The organism is Bradyrhizobium macuxiense (assembly GCF_001542415.1).
Taxonomy (GTDB): Bacteria; Pseudomonadota; Alphaproteobacteria; order Rhizobiales; family Xanthobacteraceae; genus Bradyrhizobium; species Bradyrhizobium macuxiense.
Genome location: NZ_LNCU01000073.1, coordinates 1 through 20093 on the forward strand (window position 1 = coordinate 1; position 20093 = coordinate 20093).

The 20093-nt window shown below is 64.5% G+C and carries 15 protein-coding genes; 7 read left to right on the forward strand and 8 right to left on the reverse strand.

The window, feature by feature from the left end; genetic code table 11:
• Window positions 1-8: 8 nt before the first annotated feature.
• From AS156_RS21310 to AS156_RS21320, 3 genes are read right to left on the reverse strand one after another with little or no spacing between them, the layout of a single operon-like run.
• Window positions 9-449 carry a DUF6788 family protein gene (locus tag AS156_RS21310; RefSeq protein ID WP_136625947.1) on the reverse strand — a complete coding sequence of 147 codons (441 nt, stop codon included), beginning with the start codon at window positions 447-449 and terminating at the stop codon, window positions 9-11.
• 31 nt (window positions 450-480) lie between these two features.
• On the reverse strand, window positions 481-1014 hold the full coding sequence (locus tag AS156_RS21315) for a glutathione S-transferase N-terminal domain-containing protein (protein WP_066508367.1): 534 nt from the start codon (window positions 1012-1014) through the stop codon (window positions 481-483).
• A gap of 18 nt (window positions 1015-1032) precedes the next feature.
• Window positions 1033-1926 carry a LysR family transcriptional regulator gene (locus AS156_RS21320; RefSeq protein ID WP_066508369.1) on the reverse strand — a complete coding sequence of 298 codons (894 nt, stop codon included), beginning with the start codon at window positions 1924-1926 and terminating at the stop codon, window positions 1033-1035.
• Between the two features lie 92 nt (window positions 1927-2018).
• On the opposite strand from AS156_RS21320, the gene AS156_RS21325 reads away from it, so the two are divergent.
• A complete protein-coding gene (locus AS156_RS21325) occupies window positions 2019-2771 on the forward strand; it encodes a sulfite exporter TauE/SafE family protein (RefSeq protein WP_066508371.1) in 753 nt (250 codons plus the stop codon).
• Here AS156_RS21325 and AS156_RS21330 read toward each other — a convergent pair.
• The gene (locus tag AS156_RS21330; protein WP_066508373.1) at window positions 2768-3403 is read right to left on the reverse strand and encodes a LysE family translocator; all 636 of its coding nucleotides are present in this window, start codon (window positions 3401-3403) and stop codon (window positions 2768-2770) included. The genes AS156_RS21325 and AS156_RS21330 overlap by 4 nt on opposite strands.
• 238 nt (window positions 3404-3641) lie before the next feature.
• On the opposite strand from AS156_RS21330, the gene AS156_RS21335 reads away from it, so the two are divergent.
• Both AS156_RS21335 and AS156_RS21340 read left to right on the forward strand, forming a co-directional pair.
• A complete protein-coding gene (locus AS156_RS21335; protein WP_066508374.1) occupies window positions 3642-5441 on the forward strand; it encodes an adenylate/guanylate cyclase domain-containing protein in 1800 nt (599 codons plus the stop codon).
• Between the two features lie 61 nt (window positions 5442-5502).
• Complete coding sequence (locus tag AS156_RS21340) at window positions 5503-6162, forward strand: hypothetical protein (protein WP_066508375.1); 660 nt, start codon at window positions 5503-5505, stop codon at window positions 6160-6162.
• Between the two features lie 30 nt (window positions 6163-6192).
• On the opposite strand, the gene AS156_RS21345 is transcribed toward AS156_RS21340, so the two are convergent.
• Complete coding sequence (locus AS156_RS21345; protein WP_066508377.1) at window positions 6193-7140, reverse strand: alpha/beta fold hydrolase; 948 nt, start codon at window positions 7138-7140, stop codon at window positions 6193-6195.
• A 219-nt stretch (window positions 7141-7359) separates the two neighbouring features.
• On the opposite strand from AS156_RS21345, the gene AS156_RS21350 reads away from it, so the two are divergent.
• The 3 genes from AS156_RS21350 (at window position 7360) to AS156_RS21365 (ending at window position 15569) form a co-directional block, all read left to right on the forward strand.
• A complete protein-coding gene (locus AS156_RS21350; protein ID WP_066508379.1) occupies window positions 7360-7836 on the forward strand; it encodes an Hsp20 family protein in 477 nt (158 codons plus the stop codon).
• A 1402-nt stretch (window positions 7837-9238) separates the two neighbouring features.
• A complete protein-coding gene (gltB, locus tag AS156_RS21360) occupies window positions 9239-13975 on the forward strand; it encodes a glutamate synthase large subunit (protein ID WP_066508388.1) in 4737 nt (1578 codons plus the stop codon).
• A gap of 136 nt (window positions 13976-14111) precedes the next feature.
• Window positions 14112-15569: a glutamate synthase subunit beta gene (locus AS156_RS21365; protein ID WP_066508390.1), complete on the forward strand. Its 1458-nt coding sequence runs from the start codon at window positions 14112-14114 to the stop codon at window positions 15567-15569.
• Between the two features lie 201 nt (window positions 15570-15770).
• Here the strand turns inward: AS156_RS21365 and AS156_RS21370 are convergent, their stop codons facing one another.
• The 3 genes from AS156_RS21370 to AS156_RS21380 all read right to left on the reverse strand — a co-directional run bounded on the left by AS156_RS21370 (window position 15771) and on the right by AS156_RS21380 (window position 18752).
• Complete coding sequence (locus AS156_RS21370; RefSeq protein ID WP_136626359.1) at window positions 15771-16364, reverse strand: hypothetical protein; 594 nt, start codon at window positions 16362-16364, stop codon at window positions 15771-15773.
• Window positions 16365-16528: 164 nt separating this feature from the next.
• A complete protein-coding gene (locus tag AS156_RS21375; RefSeq protein WP_066508393.1) occupies window positions 16529-16939 on the reverse strand; it encodes a hypothetical protein in 411 nt (136 codons plus the stop codon).
• Between the two features lie 115 nt (window positions 16940-17054).
• On the reverse strand, window positions 17055-18752 hold the full coding sequence (locus AS156_RS21380) for an outer membrane beta-barrel protein (protein ID WP_136626360.1): 1698 nt from the start codon (window positions 18750-18752) through the stop codon (window positions 17055-17057).
• 250 nt (window positions 18753-19002) lie between these two features.
• On the opposite strand from AS156_RS21380, the gene AS156_RS21385 reads away from it, so the two are divergent.
• Complete coding sequence (locus tag AS156_RS21385; protein WP_066508398.1) at window positions 19003-20010, forward strand: KpsF/GutQ family sugar-phosphate isomerase; 1008 nt, start codon at window positions 19003-19005, stop codon at window positions 20008-20010.
• Window positions 20011-20093 lie beyond the last annotated feature (83 nt).

Genomic DNA, 20093 nt, shown 5'->3' on the forward strand with positions numbered 1-20093 from the left:
GCCGCATCTCAATCACGCCGCTTCCTCCCGGGGTGGGGCACGGCGGGGTCGGGACGCAGCAAATCGTGATTGAGCTCGCAAATCTGCTCGATCGTCTCCTTCAGTTTCTGGTAGTTGTCCAGCCAACGACGAACCTCGGCCACCCGCTCCCGCCGTACGCTGATCTGTTGCGTCTGTCCGCGCCCATAACTGACCGTCAGCACGTACACCTGATGGCCCTCGCCGCGCGCGCATTTCGGACAGCCGCTCTTGTGACGCACGACTCGCTCCAACAGCGTCCCACGCAAAAGCTCGCCGGTGATCGGCAGCGTTCCAACCAGTTTCTTGCGCTTTTGAAGCGTGCGTTCACGAATCATCCCAATCAATGAATCAGGGGCGCGCACGGGCGTCAAACTCAAATCCGTCCAGGCTTGCAGAAAATCACAACTGCGCCGATTCTGCCCCAACACTCGGGCTCACGAATTTTGCGCCGGAAAGTAGCTAGTAGTCGAGCCGGCCGCGCAGCTCCCCGAACGGAATCATGATGTGGGTTCGAAACGCCGGACGCTGCTGCAGCCTGTGATACCAGCGTTCGACCGCGGGTAGATCTGGCCGTACAATTTCCAGCTCGAAATAGCGGTAGAGCGATGTTCCGGCCGTGATGTCGGCCAGCGACAGCGTGTCGCCGAGCAGGAACGGCCTCATCTCAACGAGACGCTCGAGCTTGGCAAAGTGCCGCTCGCAGCGCGCCAGCGCCGCGCGGATCGCGGGCCGGTCGCGCTGGGACCAGAAGCGCTCCGCGCCACGACGCGCGGCGAGGTAGCGCAGGATGGCGTGGGATTCCCAGACGGTCGCGTCGTCATCCCTGATCACAGGCACGCGGCCGTGCGGGTTCATCGCCAGGAACTCCGGTGCATCGAGCCCGCCGAAAGCGCCGCCGGCATCGATGTGCTCATGCGCCAGATCGAGCTCCCCGATCAGCCACATTACCTTCTGCACGTTGAACGAGCTGCGCCGTCCCCAAACCTTGAGCATGGCGATTGCCTCTCTCCGTCAGTGCTGCACTTCCGCCCGCAGATATTCCACGAGCTGCTTGGCCGGCCGCGGGAGCGCCCTGAAGCTGCGCGCGCAGATCGTCAGCCGCCGGTTGGCCCAGGCGTCGCGGATCCGGATCGTGACGATCGGCATCGCCGCCGCGCAGCGTCGCGCCGCGGTTTCAGGAACCACGGCAACGCCGACATCGGCCGCAACCATCTGGCAGATGGCGTCGAAGTCGCGCAAGCGGGCGCGGAAGCGCAGCCGCGCACCGAGCTTTGCCGCATGCTTCGACACATGAAGCTGCAGCGCAGTCGTCGCTGTCAAACCGACGAAGTCGCGATCGACCACTTCCTGAAAATCGATCTGGCGGCGGTTGCCGAGTTCGCTGCGCCGCGCGGCCACCAGCATCAGCCGGTCCTCGCTGAACAGGAAACGTTCGATGCTGTCGGGGAGCGCGTGCTCGGCGGCGAAGCCGAGATCGGCGGCGCCGCTCGCGATCGCGGTCGCAATATCCGTGCTCTCGCGTTCCTCGACGTCGACATTGATGTCGGGATGTTCGCGCAGGAAGGTCGCCAGCGCCCGCGGCAGATGCTCCGACAGGCCCGACGTGTTGGCGAGCAGCAGCACGCTGGCGCGGATGCCGCTGGCATAGGCGGCGAGATCGCCCTGCAAGGCTTCGACATTGTGGATCACGACGCGCGCATGGTCGAGCAGGCTCTCGCCCGCCGCCGTCAGTTCGACACCGCGGCGGCCGCGCTTGAGCAGCGCGACGCCCAACGCTTCCTCGAGTCCCTTGATTCGTTCGCTTGCCGAGGCTAGCGCAAGGTTGGCGCGGGTCGCGCCCTGCGTGATGCTGCGCGCATCGGCCACCGCGATGAACAATTGCAAGTCGATCAGGTCGAACCGCATGACGTTTCCAGCCCCTGTCCTTCGGTCTGCCCGAAGGCTAACTCCGTAACCTCCAAATTGTGCCGATCGTGCCCATCGGTCAATGTGCCGACATGATCGACCATCTCCTGATTTTCATCACCTTCGCCTTCCTGCTGGCCGGCTTCGTCAAGGGCACGCTTGGACTCGGCCTGCCGACGGTCTCGATGGGCTTGCTCGCGGTGACGATGCCGCCGGGCCAGGCGATCGCGATCGTGATCGTGCCGGCGATCGTCACCAATATCTGGCAGACGTTCGTCGGTCCCTATCTGCGTGACATCGTCAAGCGGCTGTGGCCGCTGATGCTCGGCACCGTGGTCGGCATCTGGCTCAATGCCGGGCTCTTGACGGGACCTTATGCGGTGTACGGCACCGTCGTCCTCGGCCTGTTGCTGGTGATCTACGCGATCGTCGGTCTGAGCAAGTTCAGCTTCAAGGTCGCGCGGCGCAACGAGAAGTGGATCGGCGGCATCGTCGGCGTCGTGACCGGGATGATTTCGGCCGCAACCGGCGTCCAGGTCATCCCCTCGATGCCCTTCATGCAGGCGATCGGGATGGAGCGAGACGAGCTGGTGCAGGCGCTTGGCGTCTTCTTCACCACCGCGACCGTCGCGATGGCCTTCAACCTCACCGCCTCGGGCCTGCTGACCGCCGCCACCGCACTGCCGGGCGCGGTGGCAATGGTCGCGTCCTTCGTCGGCATGTTCATCGGCCAGGCCGTCCGCACACGGATGGAGCCGGACGTATTTCGCCGCTGGTTCCTGATCTCGATGATCCTGCTCGGCATCTACCTCGCCGGCAGCGCCCTACTCAAAATCCACGGCTAACGCGCTTCCAGCATCGCGACGCGGAAGCCGAGATAGATAAAGAGGCCGCCGAGCGAGCGGTTGATCCAGGTGATGATGCCGGTGGATTGCCGGATGCGGCCGGCGGCCCGCGCCGCAAAGGCTGCGACACCGAGGCACCACAGCGTGCCGTTGACGATGAAGATCAGCCCGAGCACCAGGAAGGCCAGCGCCTTGTGCGACGAATCCACCGCGACAAACTGCGGCAGGAAGGCCAGGAAGAACAGCGCCACCTTGGGGTTGAGGACGTTGGTCAGCGCCCCCTGCCAGAATACGCGGGAGACCGAGGTTTCACCGCTCTGCGCCGCGATCTCCGCGATCGGCTTGGCGCGTGACAGCAGCATCTGCAGGCCGGTCAGCACCAGATAGGCCGCGCCGACCAGCTTGACGGCCAGGAACGCGGTCGACGACGCCATCAGCAGCGCGGATAGCCCGATCGCCGCACCCAGCACGTGCACCAGGCAGCCGCAGCTGATACCGATCGCGGCCGCCGCGCCGCCGCGCCACCCGAGCTGGATGCTGCGGCCGATAATGTAGGCGGTATCCGGCCCCGGGGTGATGTTGAGCAGCAGGCCCGAGAGGACGAAAAGCCAGAGTTCGTGAATCCCAAGCATGTCAGCGAGATTAACCTATGTGAGTAAGAAACTGGAAAGGGCGCTCGGTCAGGATAACGCCATCCCTACGACACACGAATTCGGTAGAGAAATGGACCATAAGGTCCGTTCGTAGCATGCCAATTCTGCTACAATGCATTATAGCTGCCTGCAAACCGAACTTCCGCCAGGCCCGGCATGTCTTGTAAGTATTGGATTCGGTCACGTCGGCTGAGTGGCCATCCAGGGCACAGGAGACATGGAAAGACGGCTAGCTGCCATTCTTTGCGCTGACATCGCCGGCTACTCCCGCATGATGGGCGTCGACGAAGCGGGGACGCATGCCTCGTTCAAGGCCCACCGCAGCGCGATCTATCCGATTATCCTCAACCATGGCGGCCGGATCGTCAAAAATACCGGCGACGGCTTCCTGCTGGAATTTCCGAGCATCATCGGCGCCATCGAGGCCGCCGTCGCGATGCAGACCCTGATGGCCGAGCGCAACGAGCACCTGCCGGCCGATCGCGCCATGCACTTCCGGATGGGCGTCCACATGGGCGACGTCATGGCCGACGAGGACGAGGTGTTCGGCGACGACGTCAACATCGCCGTCCGGCTCGAGACGGTCGCAGCCCCCGGCGGAATCGCGGTGTCCGATAAGGCCCGCACCGAGGCCGGGCGGCGGCTTGCCGTCACCCTGATCGACGCCGGCCCGCACCGCTTCAAGAACATCGCCGAGCCGATCACCGTCTGGACCTGGTCGCCCGCCGGATCTGACATCCAGGAGAAAGCCCCGCAGGAGGGCCCCCATTTGCCGGGACAGTACCGGACCGCGATCGTCGGCGTGCTGCCGTTCGACAATCTCAGCGGCGGCGCCGACGAATATTTCTCCGACGGCCTGACCGAGGATCTGATCCATGCGCTGTCGCTGCAATCCTTCTATCGCGTGCTGAGCCGCAACTCGACCTTCGCCTACAAGGGCAAAAATGTCAGCACCCGCCTGATCGCGCGCGAGATCGACGCGACCTATCTGATCCAGGGCTCGGTCCGGCGCGCCGGCAACAAGATCCGCGTCACCGCCGAATTGATCGCGCCGGAAAAGGGCGAGCAGCTGTGGACCGGACGCTACGACCGCGACATGGGCGACCTGTTCGCGATGCAGGACGAGATCACCGCGAACCTCTCCGCGGCGGTCGCCCAGGAGATCTATCGCGCCGAGGCCTCCGCGCCGGCACGCGCGCCGGACTCCGAGTTGACGGCGTGGGATCGCTTCCTGAAGGGCCTGTCGCACTACTATCAACAGACCAAGGCTGATTTCGAGATCGCGATCGCCCTGTTCAAGGAAGCGATCGAGCTCGATCCGGCGCTGTCGATCGCGCGCGCCTATCTCGCCACCATTCAGATCCAGGGCTCGCAGTTCGGCTGGATTCCGAGCACGCGCGAATTGTGGGCGTCGTCGGTGAGCCTCGCCGAAAGCAGCGTCCGGCTCGACCCGCGCTCGTCGTTTGCCTTCTCGCTGCTCGCCTATCTGCACGCGATGCAGGGGCACTACGAAGCCGCGATGGACGCGATCAAGCGGGCGATCGAGCTCAATCCCTACGACATGGGCGCGCGCGGCGTGCTCGGCATCTGCCACATGGTGATCGGCGATCATCGCAGGGCGGTCGAGCTGTTCTCGATGGCGGTCCAGCGCGACAACAGCGATCCGCGCTATCAGTGGGGTGCGCTGAATGCGTTCAGCCATTACCTGCTCGGACAATATGACGCGTCGTTGTCGTGGTCGCGCGAAACGCTCTATCTCAACCCGAACCATCTGCAGGGCCTCGCGGTGCGCGCCGCGGCGCTGGCGCAGCTCGGGCGCGCGGACGAAGCGAAACAGGCGGCCGAGGCACTGCTCAGCATTTATCCGAACCTCACGGTCGAACGGCACTTGCGCAATTTCCACTGGAAGAACCCGGCCGACATCGCCCACTATCGCGATGGGCTCTTGAAAGCCGGCGTCCCCTTCGGCAAAATCGCTCTGGTTGCATCTGCGTCAAAATTCGCCGTGGACTCCTGAGCCAATTCATCACTTGGCGACGGGTGCTTTTTAGACTGAACATTTTTCAGGATGCGATTTCATGCCCGATCCCGCTGCACACAAGACGCCCGCCCCACAGGTTTCATCCGATAATCCCTGCCCGTTCCTGCGTGCGCTGGTCGCCGGCGACTATGTCGGCGGCCATATCGTGCCGTTGCCGGAGCTGACCAGGACCATCGATCGCGCGACCGGCAAGACCGGCCTTCCTGCGCTGATCGCCGGCGCCCAGATCTTCATGGTGGCGCAGATGGCAAACGGCATCGGTCCGTTCAGCCTGCTGCGCAGCCTGACCAAGGGCGCCATCCTCGACGAGTTGCGCAATGGTCCGCTCGACAAGCACGGCGCCGGCTCGCGCATCCTCGACCAGCATGCCGTGGTGCATGAGGACGAGATCGCGCGTCTCGCGACCTTCGGCAGGGACTACAAGAGCCCCGACGGAAGCGTCGAGCGCGGGCTGTCGGCGTCAGACATCAAGACCTTCATGACCGCCAATTTCCAGCGTGCCAAGGATGAGCATTCCTGGACCTACGCGATCCTGCGCTGTTACTACCCGCTCCTGATGCTCGGCGAGTGGCCGGTGCTGCTCGACATCATGGGCAAGGGCGATGGCAAGGATCGCTATCTCAGCGTCGCCGAGGTCAGGACGCTGTTCGTCGAGCGGCGCTTTCCCGATCGCATCGTTGCGCTGCTCAATCGCTGAGCCACCCGCTTCGCGCCGGAACGCGACGCCTTACTTGAACAGCGGCGTGCCCGGCACGAAGGCGTCGAACGCCGCCCAGAACTGCGAACGGTAGCGGTCCTGCTCCTGCAGGATCTCGTGCTTGGAGCCGGCGATCACGAGGTGCGCGCCCGCACGCAAATGATAGGCGAACTCCTCGATCGCCGGTGTCGACACCACCTCGTCATTGCTCGCCGCGAGCATCAGGATCGGCTGGCGGATTTCACTCGGATAGGTCAGGCCGCGGAAGGTGCGCATCGCGGCGAACGCCGTGTCGGCCCAGGCGACCGTCGGCGCCGCGATGCCGAGCGTCGGGTCTTCGTCCAGGATCGCGGCATTGCGGGCGTAGCGCACCGGATCGCTGGTCACGGGATTGCCGATGAAATCGCCGGTCCCGACGAGCTTGTCGCTGCCACCGGGAACGTAGTTGCCGCCCTGCCCGGTCAATCGCATGATCCGCAGCAGCGCGCTGGGGAAGAAGGACACGCGGCCGCGCGGCAGGTCGATCATCGGGGCCGACAGCACCATGCGGTCGAACCAGCGCTTGCCGGCATGCGCCAGCCGCAGCATCACCGCGCCGCCCATCGAATGCGCCAGCGCGAAATAGGGCGGCGGGCAATCCGGCAGCACCACCTGCTGCACGAAGGTCTCGACGTCGACCTCGTAGTCGGCGAAGTTGCGCACATAACCCTTGCGCGGATCGCGCAGCCGCCGCGACGAGTGGCCCTGCCCGCGCCAGTCGATCATCGCCACCGCAAAGCCGCGGTCACGCAGATCGCGCACGGTCTCGAAATACTTTTCGATGGTCTCGCCGCGCCCGGCGAAGACGCAAACGGTGCCCTTGCGGCCGGGCGGCGGCGCCCAGCGCGCGAAGCGCAACTCGGCTCCGTCGGGAGTCTTGATCGTGCCGCTGACAACATCGTCCGGGACCGGATTGGCGGGAATCGAGACGAGCGTCATGCAGCGAACCGGCAATGTGAAACGGGGTGGAGATCAAGGACACGGGCGCCAAAAAGCGACGCGGCTTCGGGCTCTTGAACGTGGCGTAACCCCTCCCATATCACCTCAGTGCAGGCCGCTACCAGTGTTTCGGACCCGGAACATCAGGCTGCACACACGTAAAGCCCGGCCCGATGGCGGGCGGGTAACTGAAACAGTCGCTCATTGGAGGACTACCCTATGCGTAGCTATGATCTCACCCCGTTCTACCGTTCCACCGTCGGCTTCGACCGCCTCTTCAACCTGCTCGACCAGGTGACTTCGGACGGCAGCCCCGGCTATCCCCCCTACAACATCGAGCGCACCGGCGAGAACGCTTACCGGATCAGCGTCGCGGTCTCCGGCTTCTCGCAGACCGAGCTTTCGATCGTCGCGAAGGAAAACACGCTGACGATCAAGGGCGAGAAAACCGCCAACGAGAACTCCGGCAACAGCTCCGAGGTGCTCTATCGCGGCATCGCCTCGCGCGCCTTCGAGCGCGTCTTCCAGCTTGCCGATTTCGTGCAGGTGAAGAACGCCTCGCTCGAGAACGGCCTGCTCCACGTCGATCTCGTCCGCGAGATCCCCGAGGCCAAGAAGCCCCGCAGCATTCCGATCGGCGGCGGCGAGAAGGCCCCGCAGGTCGTCGACGGCTCGGCTGCCAAGGTCGCTGCCTAAGCAAGTCCCGCGTCGGCAGATATTGGCCGCACGCGAAAGCGCCCCGGGAAACCGGGGCGCTTTTTTGCGTATTGAAACGTCATTCCGGGGCGCGTGAAGCGCGGACCCGGAATGACGCTGTTGGATCTACTCGAACCCTTGCACCTTCGGCATCTCCTGGGTCGGCAGGATCGCAGGCGCTGGCGCAGCCGGCGGAGCCGCCTGGCCGATGGTCGGCGCCTCGGCCCGCGCAGGAGCAGCCTCGGGTGCGGCCGGGGCCTCTGGCGGCTTCGACGCCACAGCCGCGGTCTGCTGCGCCGGGGCCGGTGCCGGGGCGGCCGCCTCCGAGGGCGCGGGCGCCGGCGAAGGAGCGGGTGCCGGCAGCGCCGCCTGGGCCGGAGCTGGAGCCGGCGCGGACTTGGCCGCGAGCGGGCTCCGCTTCGGCGCCGGCACGGAGCGGGTCGCAACATGAGGGATCGGGGCCGGCGGCCGCGGCANCGCGGGCCCGGATCGGCCGCGGCATCGGGCCGACCGGCCCGTAGGTCGCGCTCATTTCGTTCTCGTAATTGTCGCCCATCCGGTAGGCCGGCATGAAATTGACGATCCGGCCATTGCGGGCGTCGATCACCAGCCGCCCGTCCTCGCCGTCCCGGTCGATCACCGAGATGGTGTAGACGAAGCCGCGTTGCTGCGGGGCGCCGAGCGGCAGGTACCCGTTCTCGCGGAGCACCGTGTAGACCTCCATCGGCGGCAGCAGGCTCGGCACCCGGCCATAGCGCGGCGGGGGCGGAACGTCCGGGGGCATGGCCGCATAAGGCCCGTCCAGGTCGGACACCTTGACGTAAGCCGGACGGCCGAACTGAGCGGGTGTCAGCAACTGCGCCTGCGCCGAGGCGGCGCCGAGCGCCAAACCGGCGGCCGCGACCCAACCTGTGTACAACTTCATCGCCTTCATCGCCGTCACTCCTGTCTGCCCGCGCCGTGGAGCGTTCTTGCTCTCTTGTCGGTTGCCCGGCGCGAAATTTCATGATGAATTCCGGCGGTCCTTGGTCGGTCCTTGGGCCACTTCGGGGCGCGTTTGCTTCAAATCGGGGGCGATCGGCGCGCGTCGAGACGTCCGTTTCGAGCATGCGGGCGGGGACTTTCACGCGCTTGTGTGATAGAGAAAAATTTGGCAAGGTCGGAGTTAGGACAGCAAAGCTGTCTCAATTTCGGGGCCATCCCGGCATAGGGATTGCAACGAAACCTCGGTGCCCCGGGCTCCGAGAATGCTGCAGGCAGGGCCGTTCCTCAGGGACGTTGAACGCCCTCGCCTGAATTAAAGAAATTGCGGCTCGCGGCGGACGAGCGGTGGCCCGATGGGTGCCGCAACGCCCAAGGTGCGCCAATGACAGTGAGGCCCCTTACGGAAGGGAGAAAACACATGAGCGGGTCGGAATTCGAGCGCGAAATCATCGTGACAGAAACGCTGTCGGCGACCGCGGACTCGAAACCCGCCGAGCCCGCGCGTGAGCTCCACACCTGGCGTCCGGAAGCCGAAGGCCTGTACGACCCGAGCCTGGAGAAGGACTCCTGCGGCGTCGGCTTCATCGCCAACATCAAGGGCCAGAAGTCGCACCAGATCGTCTCCGACGCGCTGAGCATCCTGTGCAACCTCGAGCATCGCGGCGCCGTCGGCGCCGACCCCCGCGCCGGTGACGGCGCCGGCATCCTGGTGCAGATCCCGCACGCCTTCTTCGCGCGCAAGACCGCCGAGCTCGGCTTCAAGCTGCCGAACCCGGGCGAGTACGCGATCGGCGCGCTGTTCATGCCGCGCGACTCCGCGTGGCGGAACGTGATCAAGAGCATCATCGCCGACGAGATCAAGAACGAGGGCTTCAAGCTGCTCGGCTGGCGCGACGTGCCCAGTGACAATTCCTCGCTCGGCGTCACCGTGAAGCCGACCGAGCCCTATCACATGCAGGTCTTCATCGGCCGCAACGGCGCAGCGAAGACCGAGGACGACTTCGAGCGGCGGCTCTACATCCTGCGCAAGTCGATCTCGCAGGCGATCTACCAGCGCCGCGATCGCGGCATGTCCGGCTACTACGTCTGCTCGATGTCGTGCCGCACCGTGATCTACAAGGGCATGTTCCTCGCCGACCAGCTCGGCAGGTACTATCCCGACCTGCATGAGGCGGATTTCGAGAGCGCGCTCGCGCTGGTGCATCAGCGCTTCTCGACCAACACCTTCCCGACCTGGTCGCTGGCGCATCCCTACCGGATGATCGCCCATAACGGCGAGATCAACACGCTGCGCGGCAACGTCAACTGGATGGCGGCGCGGCAGGCCTCCGTGCATTCGGAGCTCTACGGCAAGGACATCAGCCGTCTGTGGCCGATCTCCTATGAAGGCCAGAGCGACACCGCCTGCTTCGACAACGCGCTCGAATTCCTCGTGCAGGGCGGTTACTCCCTGCCGCACGCGGTGATGATGATGATTCCGGAAGCGTGGGCCGGCAATCCGCTGATGGATGAGCAGCGCCGCGCCTTCTACGAATATCACGCAGCCCTGATGGAGCCGTGGGACGGCCCGGCCGCGATCGCCTTCACCGACGGCCGCAAGATCGGCGCCACGCTCGACCGCAACGGCCTGCGTCCAGCGCGCTATCTCGTCACCAAGGACGACCGCATCGTGATGGCGTCCGAAATGGGCGTGCTTAAGATTCCGGAGGAACAGATCGTCACCAAGTGGCGGCTCCAGCCCGGCAAGATGCTGCTCGTCGACCTCGAGCAGGGCCGCCTGATTCCGGACGACGAGATCAAGGCCGACCTCGCCAAGAGCCATCCCTACAGCGATTGGCTGCATCGCACCCAGATGCAGCTGGAGGAGCTGCGGGATGCGCCGACCAAGGGCGTGCGCTCCAACCTGCCGCTCTTGGACCGGCAGCAGGCGTTCGGCTACAGCCAGGAAGACATCACCATCCTGATGACGCCGATGGCGGCCATCGGCGAGGAAGCTGCGGGCTCGATGGGCAACGACACGCCGATCTCGGCGCTGTCCGACCGGCCGAAGCAGCTCTTCACCTATTTCAAGCAAAACTTCGCGCAGGTCACCAACCCGCCGATCGACCCGATCCGCGAGGAGCTCGTGATGAGCCTCGTCTCGATCATCGGGCCGCGGCCGAACCTGTTCGATCTGCAGGGGCTGGCCTCGACCAAGCGCCTCGAAGTGCGGCAGCCGATCCTGACCGATGCGGATCTCGAGAAGATCCGCTCGATCTCCGACGTTGCCGAGACGCATTTCAAGTCGCGCACGCTCGACACCACCTTCCACGCCGGTTTCGGCGCGGCGGGCATGGAGCAGGTGCTCGACGAGCTCTGCGCGCGCGCCGAGGGCGCGGTGCGCGAGGGCATCAACATCATCATCCTGTCCGACCGCATGACCGGGACCGACCGGATCCCGATCCCGTCGCTGCTCGCTTGCGCCGCCGTGCATCATCATCTGATCCGCACCGGTCTGCGCACCTCGGTCGGCCTCGTGGTCGAATCCGGCGAGCCGCGCGAGGTGCATCACTTCGCCTGTCTGGCCGGCTACGGCGCGGAAGCAATCAATCCCTATCTCGCGTTTGAAACCATCCTCGCGATGAAGGACAAGCTGCCCGGCGCGCTTGACGACTACGAGATCGTCAAGCGCTACATCAAGTCGATCGGCAAGGGCCTGCTCAAGGTGATGTCCAAGATGGGCATCTCGACCTACCAGTCCTATTGCGGCGCGCAGATCTTCGACGCGGTCGGCCTGAAGGCGGACTTCGTTGCCAAGTATTTCGCCGGCACCCACACCCGCATCGAGGGCGTCGGCCTCGCCGAGATCGCCGAGGAGACCGTGCGCCGCCATACCGACGCGTTCGGTGACGCGCAGGTCTACAAGAGCGCGCTCGACGTCGGCGGCGAATATGCCTTCCGCACCCGCGGCGAGGACCATGCCTGGACCGCGGAATCGGTCTCGACGCTACAGCACGCCGTCCGCGGCAACTCGCTGGAGCGCTATCGGGCCTTTGCCAAGATCCTCAACGAACAGTCCGAGCGGCTGCTGACGCTGCGCGGCCTGTTCCGGATCAAGACCGCCGAGGACGACAAGCGCAAGCCGGTCAAGCTCGAGGATGTCGAACCCGCCAAGGAGATCGTCAAGCGCTTCTCCACCGGTGCGATGTCGTTCGGCTCGATCTCGCGCGAGGCGCACACCACGCTCGCGATCGCCATGAACCGGATCGGCGGCAAGTCGAACACCGGTGAAGGCGGCGAGGAATCCGACCGCTTCAAGCCGCTGCCGAACGGCGATTCGATGCGCTCGGCGATCAAGCAGGTCGCCTCTGGCAGGTTCGGCGTGACGACGGAATACCTCGTCAACTCCGACATGATGCAGATCAAGATGGCGCAGGGTGCCAAGCCCGGCGAAGGCGGCCAGTTGCCCGGCCACAAGGTCGACGCGACGATCGCACGCGTGCGGCATTCGACGCCGGGCGTCGGCCTGATCTCGCCGCCGCCGCATCACGACATCTACTCGATCGAAGACCTTGCCCAGCTGATCTACGACCTCAAGAACGTCAATCCGGACGGCCAGGTCTCCGTGAAACTCGTCTCCGAGGTCGGCGTCGGCACGGTTGCCGCCGGCGTCGCCAAGGCGCGCGCCGACCATGTGACCATCGCGGGCTTCGAGGGCGGCACGGGTGCCTCCCCGCTCACCTCGATCAAGCATGCCGGTTCGCCGTGGGAGATCGGGCTTGCCGAAACCCACCAGACGCTGGTGCGCCAGCGACTGCGCAGCCGCATCGCGGTCCAGGTCGACGGCGGCTTCCGTACCGGCCGTGACGTCGTGATCGGCGCGCTGCTCGGCGCCGACGAGTTCGGCTTCGCCACCGCGCCGCTGATCGCGGCGGGCTGCATCATGATGCGCAAGTGCCATCTCAACACCTGCCCGGTCGGCGTTGCGACCCAGGATCCGGTGCTGCGCAAGCGCTTCACCGGCCAGCCCGAGCACGTCATCAACTACTTCTTCTTCGTCGCCGAGGAAGTGCGCGAGATCATGGCGCAGCTCGGCTACAAGAAGTTCGACGACATGATCGGCCAGGTCCAGATGCTGGACCAGACCGCGCTGGTCTCGCACTGGAAGGCCAAGGGCCTCGACTTCTCCAAGCTGTTCGTGCGGCAACAGGAAGAGAAGGGCCAGACGATCTACCACTCAGAGAGCCAGAACCACCATCTGGAAGCCGTGCTCGACCGCCGTCTGATCGAGAAGGCGCAGGCCGCGCTCGATCGCGGCGCTCCGGTGAAGATCGAAGAGGAGATCAACAACACCGACCGTTCCGCCGGCGCGATGCTGTCGGGCGCGGTGGCCAATATCTACGGCCATGAGGGGCTTCCGCTCGACACCATCCATGTCGACCTGAAGGGCACCGCAGGACAGGCGTTCGGCGCATGGCTCGCCAGGGGCGTCACCTTCGAGCTCGAGGGTGAAGGCAACGACTATGTCGGCAAGGGCCTCTCCGGCGGCCGCATCATCATCAAGCCGCCGAAGATCTCCGGCATCGTGCCGGAAGAGTCGATCATCGTCGGCAACACCGTGATGTACGGCGCGATCGCGGGCGAGTGCTACTTCCGCGGCATCGCCGGCGAGCGCTTCGCGGTGCGCAACTCCGGCGCGGTCGCGGTCGTCGAAGGCTCCGGCGACCATTGCTGCGAATACATGACCGGCGGCATCGTGGTGGTGCTCGGCAAGACCGGGCGCAACTTCGCGGCCGGCATGTCCGGCGGCATCGCCTATGTGCTCGATGAGGCCGGCGACTTCGCCAAGCTCTGCAACCTCGCGATGGTCGAGCTCGAGCCGGTGCTGTCGGAGGAGATGATCAACGCCGGCACCTACCATCACTCCGGCGATCTTGAGGCGCACGGCCGGGTCGACGTGTTCCAGAACCTGCTCGACTCAGACGTCGAGCGGCTGCACGTCCTGATCACGCGTCACGCCAAGCTGACCGGCTCGCAGAAGGCGGCCGAGATCCTCGCGAACTGGAAGGCGTGGCTGCCGAAATTCCGCAAGGTGATGCCGGTGGAGTACCGCCGCGCGCTGAAGGAAATGAAAGCGAACGCCGACGCCGAGCCGAAGATCGCGATCGGAGCGTAGTATCACCGAGCGTCATTCCGGGGCGCGCGCAACGCGAACCCGGAATCTCGCAAACCAAACCTTGAGATTCCGGGCCTGCGCCTCGCGGCGCATCCCGGAATGACGGAACAACTGAGATGCAGGGGCATCAGGTTTAATGGGAAAGATCACAGGTTTTCTCGAGATCGACCGCAACGAGCGCAAGTATGAGCCGGTTGCCGACCGGCTGAAGAACTTCAACGAGTTCGTCATTCCGCTCAGCGAAAAAGACACGCGCGACCAGGCCGCGCGCTGCATGAATTGCGGCATCCCCTATTGCCACGGCACCGGCTCCGCCGCGCCGGGCACGCCGGGCTGTCCGGTCAACAACCAGATCCCTGACTTCAACGACCTCGTCTATCAGGACAACTGGGAAGAGGCCTCGCGCAACCTGCACTCGACCAACAATTTTCCGGAGTTCACCGGACGCATATGTCCGGCGCCATGCGAGGCGTCCTGCACGCTCAACATCGACGACAATCCGGTCACCATCAAGACCATCGAATGCGCGATCGTCGACCGCGCCTGGGACAATGGCTGGCTGAAGCCGGAGATCGCGGCCGAGAAGACCGGCAAGAAGGTCGCCGTGATCGGCTCCGGCCCTGCCGGCATGGCCTGCGCGCAGCAGCTCGCGCGTGCCGGCCACGAGGTGCATGTCTACGAGAAGTTCGCCAAGGCCGGCGGTCTGCTCCGCTACGGCATTCCCGACTTCAAGATGGAAAAGAACGTCATCGACCGCCGCGTGGCGCAGATGGAAGCCGAGGGCGTGACCTTCCACTACGGCAAGCCGGTCGGCGGCTCAGCTCCCGGCGCGATCGATCCGCAGGAACTGGCCAAGCAGTATGACGCCGTCGCGCTGACCGGCGGCGCGGAAGCTCCGCGCGACCTGCCGATCCCCGGCCGCGATCTCGCCGGCATCCACTTCGCGATGGACTTCCTGCCGCAGCAGAACCGCCGCGTCTCCGGCGAGCCGCTGAACGGTGCCCCCGATATCCTCGCCGAGGGCAAGCATGTCGTCGTGATCGGTGGCGGCGACACCGGTTCGGACTGCATCGGCACCTCGTTCCGGCAGGGCGCCAAGTCGGTGACCCAGCTCGAGATCATGGCGGCCCCGCCCGAGCACGAGAACAAGGGCGTGACCTGGCCGAACTGGCCGTTGAAGATGCGCACCTCGTCGAGTCAGGCCGAAGGCGCGGTGCGCGAATTCGCGGTGCTGACGACCAAGTTCGAGGGCGCCGACGGCAAGGTGACCAAGCTGCATTGCGTCAAGGTCGACGACAAGTTCAAGCCGCTGCCCGGCACCGAGTTCACGCTTCAAGCCGAGCTCGTGCTGCTGGCGATGGGCTTCGTGCATCCGGTGCACGAGGGCCTGCTCAAGACGCTCGGCGTCGATCTCGACCAGCGCGGCAACGTCCGCGCCAATTTGCAGGACTACAAGACCTCGCAGGCCAAGGTGTTCTCCGCCGGCGACATGCGCCGCGGCCAGTCGCTAGTGGTGTGGGCGATCCGCGAAGGCCGCCTCTGCGCACGCTCGATCGACACCTTCCTGATGGGGAAGACGGACCTGCCGCGGTAACGCCGCGGCGGTTACGCGGGACTCCCGCTAGCCCCAAACTCCGTTGTCCCCGATCGAACGGGGGTAGCTAGCAGATTCGGCGCCACGGCGGGCGCGACGGTAGGTCCGCCTGCATTGCGTCAGACAGGAACAAGTTCTCGTACTGTCCAGAGACTGGTAGAGAGTTTGCCACTGGGCGCTTCCACCGCAACACTCCCTGCCCTATGTCACGAACGGCGTGAAATTGGAAAGCTCAAAAGCTGGCCCCCGACGCAAAATTCCGAGCAACTTATTTGGCGTGTCACCCGGTCGCACATCAGAGCCAGCACCCGTGCTCTTCAAGACAAGATGATTGTTTACAAAATCCAGAACTCGAATGTTGCGCTTAAAGCGGCTACTTGCGAACTGACTAAGATCTAGCATGTAGACCTCAGACCTGTGCCCGGCCAAGCGCTCGTCTGAAACGCTCGAATTGATTAAATGGATTAGGCGCAAGTCCATCAAGCTTTGCAAAAGATCATACTCGCGCTGGTGAACCTCCTTGTCCCGGAAGTCTACCCGAAAGTAGGTCGTTTGACGTTGGTCGAGAAGGAACGCCCTGATACTTGTGAGAGCATCCTTTCTAGCGTTAGCACTTCCGATTGAGGAAGCCGCGTCGTCCTCAAGCTCCTGCAGCTTTGGCTGTGCATTTCGACCAGCAGCTTCATTGACGTCTTGAACACGCGCAGCTTTCGCGTTGCTGCGCTCACGCGCAACCTGAATGGCCAATGACCCAAGCACCATGAAGTCTCGGGGCACCCCGCCGGACGCCAGCACCAAACGATCGAGAGCTGATTTCGAAATAGCGCTCGAAGCGCTTGAGACACTGACTTCTCGCGCATAGCTCTCCAATATGTTTGAAAGGAACGCCTTAGCCTTTGCAGGCTGCTCGAGAGTGATGTCTAGATTGATGATTGCCGCATCATGGCCCGTTTGGAGGCCTAGGGATCATAGTCGGCACGATTCCTCTCAAGCCTAGCTGTCTTGATTTCATTCTCCCAATGCGCCCGATCAACGAAGTCCTTGGGAAGGTTCTTTGGCACATCTTGGTGAGACTCGTGATCATCCCCCCTGTGCACGAAGAACACAACTGACCGCGCCGCGTGATACATCGCGTAGTAGGCGCGCGCTAAACCAATTCGACAATTCGGATTTGGCCCTATTAGGACGCGGCGCGCTGTTTTTAAGAATCCCTGCGCCAAGTGGAACCTATCCTTGCAAGCATTCTCGACTAGCTGATCAAGCGTCAGACCCGATTGAGACGATAGATGGATGCCGTAACCCATCTTGCCAATGGCATCCATGGTACTCTTGGTAAAGAGTAAGCGGTGCTTGTCGGACAGCTTGGGCATGGAGGCTAAAAACCCTTGAGCATTATAATTTCAGCAACTACTATCGTTAAGGTTGTGGACCTTCATCATTAGATTCTCGAAAGAACAAATGCATTAAGAAATTGGAGAGCCCTTTCTAGTTCTGCACCCGCACGCCCAGCATCACTACGGTCGAGGCCGAGCTCTGCAGCGGCTGGTTCGAGTCGAGCCAGTCGCGGCGGATCGTGCCCTTGATCCAGAGGCTGCGGGTCATCTTGTAGATGATGTCGGTCGAGACCGAGTAGATCGCGTCGGTGCGGTTGTCGCCCTTGTACTCGAGCGTGCCGTAGGTGAACTTGCCGATCGCGGTCAGCCAGCGGCGGAAGTCGTGGTCGACCTCGACGGTATAGGTGCGTGATATCACGCCCGACGTGCCGGGCAGCGTGGTCTCGCCGAGCTGGGTGTCGGAATAGAATTTAGCCGTCGTCAGCGGCGTCGCGGTCCAGGTCAATGAGGCTGTGGTGAGCAGGCCCTCCAGCCGGCCGAGCCGCGTGTCGGCATAGTCGCGCATCGCGTAGCCGATCGAGACCTCGCCGAACAGAAGCCGCGTGAATTCGAACGACGTGCCGGCCTTGGCGTAGCCGCCGTTCGAGTCGCGCGCATAACCGGCGCGGTCGAGATAGAGATCGTGGACGCGGCTGTCGCCTTCGACCTCGATAAACGGCTTGACTGCGGGCGTCAGCTCATAGCTGACCCGGCTGACGCCGCCATATTGGGTGAAGTTGCGATCATCGTTCGACGATGTCGTGCCGTCGGTCAGCTTGGACCACTGGTAGTCGGTGCGATCGATGGTGGCGCCGGCGGCGACATTCAGGCGGTTGAAATTCTGGTCGAAGCCGAAGGTGCCGCCGATCGTGCTGTACAGCGGATATCTGGCGAGGCCGGCCTGCACGTTCGGGCTGCCGGGATTGTCGGTCGAGACCAGGAAGCGCGCCTGCGCGGTGAGGTGCGTGTTTCGGGAGACGTCGAAGCGGCCGTCGATGTGGCCGACGAAATTGGGACGGTCGATGTCGAGCGGCGCCGACAGCGGCGTGCCGTCGGCATTCGGCGTCAGCTCGCTGCCGTAGCCGGTGAAGGAGCCGCGCAGATCGGCAACCACGGCATGGCGCTCCCAGTCCGACACCGCGAGGAATTCAGGCGAGACCATGTAGAACGCCCGGCCCTGCGGCTGATACAGCCGGCCGGGGTTGGTGTCGTAGCCGGCCATCACCTCGACCGCGGTCTTGACCATGAACGAGCCGACGTAGTCGCCGACCGCGCCGAACGGGTCGTCGTCGAGCTTCAGCCGCCGGCGCGGCGGTTGTCCTTGAATGGTGCCGGCCATCGCCGGCGGGATCGGCGCTTTGTTGGCCGTCGCCGATGGCGGGATCGACAGCCGCAACTGCCCGGCTGCGTCGACCGGCGGCGCAGGAGGCGGCGGCGTGCCTGGGCCCGGCGGCGGCTTCGGCCTGGCCTGGCCCGGATAATATCTCGGCCGCTGGCGCTTGCGATTGAGCGAGTCGTAACCCGAGGTCGAGGCGCCGTTGGCAGCCGGCAGGCCGTAGATCGGGGCTTGGCCCGTACCGAGCTGGCCGGTGCCGGCCTGGGCGGTAGCGGTCCGCGATGGCGCGCGCCGATTGCGGTTGAGATCGGGCAAGCCTGAACCATTGAGCTGATCGCTCGCATCGGCCGCGATCGGGCGCAGCGGCGAGTTCGGATCGATGAACTGGCTCTGGCGCGTCGGGCTGAACAGATCGGGCGTGACGGTTTGGGCGTTGGCGAGCCCCGTGGTCGCGGTCAGAACAAGGCACGGCAAGGCGACGCGAACGAGACGCCCACGCCCAGCCCAGCCCCTCGCTGGCCTCCGCACCACGATAGAAAATACTCCAACAAATTCATGCACTTGCAGGACACATTCCGGCGACCGCCGGAAAACGTCGTTAATGCAGTAAAAACAATTATGGTTAATGAGCCGTTGAGGGCCGCACACCGCGCGTCGCCTCCCAGAATGGACCGTGCTAAGGGAGGACGCCCGGGGCGCGAAGCCCCTCCCCCTGGAATCCAAGATGGCCAAACCGAAACCGCTGATGACCAAATCATCCGGCCCCGACGACGGCGCTGTTCAATCGGCACTCCGCACTCTCGATGCCGAAGCGAGCGGCATCGCCGCGATCTCCGCGGCACTCAAATCCGACCTCGGCGAGACCTTCACTGCGGCGGCCGAGCTGATCCGCAAGCTGAAGGGGCGCGTGATCGTCACCGGGCTCGGCAAGTCCGGTCATATCGGCCGCAAGATCGCCGCGACCTTCGCCTCGACCGGCACGCCGGCGTTCTTCGTGCACTCGGCCGAAGCCAGCCACGGCGACCTCGGCATGATCACCGCTGACGACGTGATCCTGGCGCTGTCCTGGTCCGGCGAGCAGGCGGAGATGCGCAACCTGATCGCCTATGCGGCGCGCTTCGGCATCCCGCTGATCGCGATGACGGCGGACAAGGACTCGACGCTGAGCAAGGCGGCCGATGTGCAGCTGACGCTGCCGAAGGCGCGCGAGGCCTGCCCGCACAATCTGGCGCCGACGACGTCCTCGCTGATGATGCTGGCGCTCGGCGATGCGCTCGCGATCGCGCTGCTTGAGGGCCGCGGCTTCACCTCGACCGATTTCAGCGTGCTGCATCCGGGCGGCAAGCTCGGCGCGATGCTGAAATATACCCGCGACCTCATGCATGGCGGCGACGCCGTGCCGTTGAAGCCGCTCGGCACCAAGATGTCGGACGCGCTGGTCGAGATCACCTCGAAGGGCTTTGGCTGCGTCGGCATCGTCGATCACAGCGGCCACATCGTCGGGATCATCACCGACGGCGACCTGCGGCGGAAGTACCGCCCGGACCTGCTCACTTTGTCGGTCGACGAGGTGATGACGAAGTCTCCCAAGACGGTCGGCCGCGACACGCTGGCCGGCGAGGCGCTGGAGCTGCTCAACACCTCGAAGATCACCACGCTGATCGTGACCGATGCGAAGAAGCCGGTCGGCATCCTCCATCTGCACGATCTGCTGCGGGCGGGCGTGGCATAGGCATCCGTGGGATGGGTTAGCCTTACTGCGTCAACCGTCATGGTGAGGAGCGCGGAACGCGCGTCTCGAACCATGAAGCCCCA

What these genes read in the sequence shown, in the direction of transcription:
- AS156_RS21335 (WP_066508374.1), top strand. Translation starts at nt 3,642, where the DNA reads ATGGAAAGACGGCTAGCTGCCATTCTTTGCGCTGACATCGCCGGCTAC.
- AS156_RS21365 (WP_066508390.1), top strand. Translation starts at nt 14,112, where the DNA reads ATGGGAAAGATCACAGGTTTTCTCGAGATCGACCGCAACGAGCGCAAG.
- AS156_RS21340 (WP_066508375.1), top strand. Translation starts at nt 5,503, where the DNA reads ATGCCCGATCCCGCTGCACACAAGACGCCCGCCCCACAGGTTTCATCC.
- AS156_RS21350 (WP_066508379.1), top strand. Translation starts at nt 7,360, where the DNA reads ATGCGTAGCTATGATCTCACCCCGTTCTACCGTTCCACCGTCGGCTTC.
- gltB (WP_066508388.1), top strand. Translation starts at nt 9,239, where the DNA reads ATGAGCGGGTCGGAATTCGAGCGCGAAATCATCGTGACAGAAACGCTG.
- AS156_RS21385 (WP_066508398.1), top strand. Translation starts at nt 19,003, where the DNA reads ATGGCCAAACCGAAACCGCTGATGACCAAATCATCCGGCCCCGACGAC.
- AS156_RS21320 (WP_066508369.1), bottom strand. Translation starts at nt 1,926, where the DNA reads ATGCGGTTCGACCTGATCGACTTGCAATTGTTCATCGCGGTGGCCGAT.
- AS156_RS21345 (WP_066508377.1), bottom strand. Translation starts at nt 7,140, where the DNA reads ATGACGCTCGTCTCGATTCCCGCCAATCCGGTCCCGGACGATGTTGTC.
- AS156_RS21315 (WP_066508367.1), bottom strand. Translation starts at nt 1,014, where the DNA reads ATGCTCAAGGTTTGGGGACGGCGCAGCTCGTTCAACGTGCAGAAGGTA.
- AS156_RS21325 (WP_066508371.1), top strand. Translation starts at nt 2,019, where the DNA reads ATGATCGACCATCTCCTGATTTTCATCACCTTCGCCTTCCTGCTGGCC.
- AS156_RS21330 (WP_066508373.1), bottom strand. Translation starts at nt 3,403, where the DNA reads ATGCTTGGGATTCACGAACTCTGGCTTTTCGTCCTCTCGGGCCTGCTG.
- AS156_RS21375 (WP_066508393.1), bottom strand. Translation starts at nt 16,939, where the DNA reads ATGCCCAAGCTGTCCGACAAGCACCGCTTACTCTTTACCAAGAGTACC.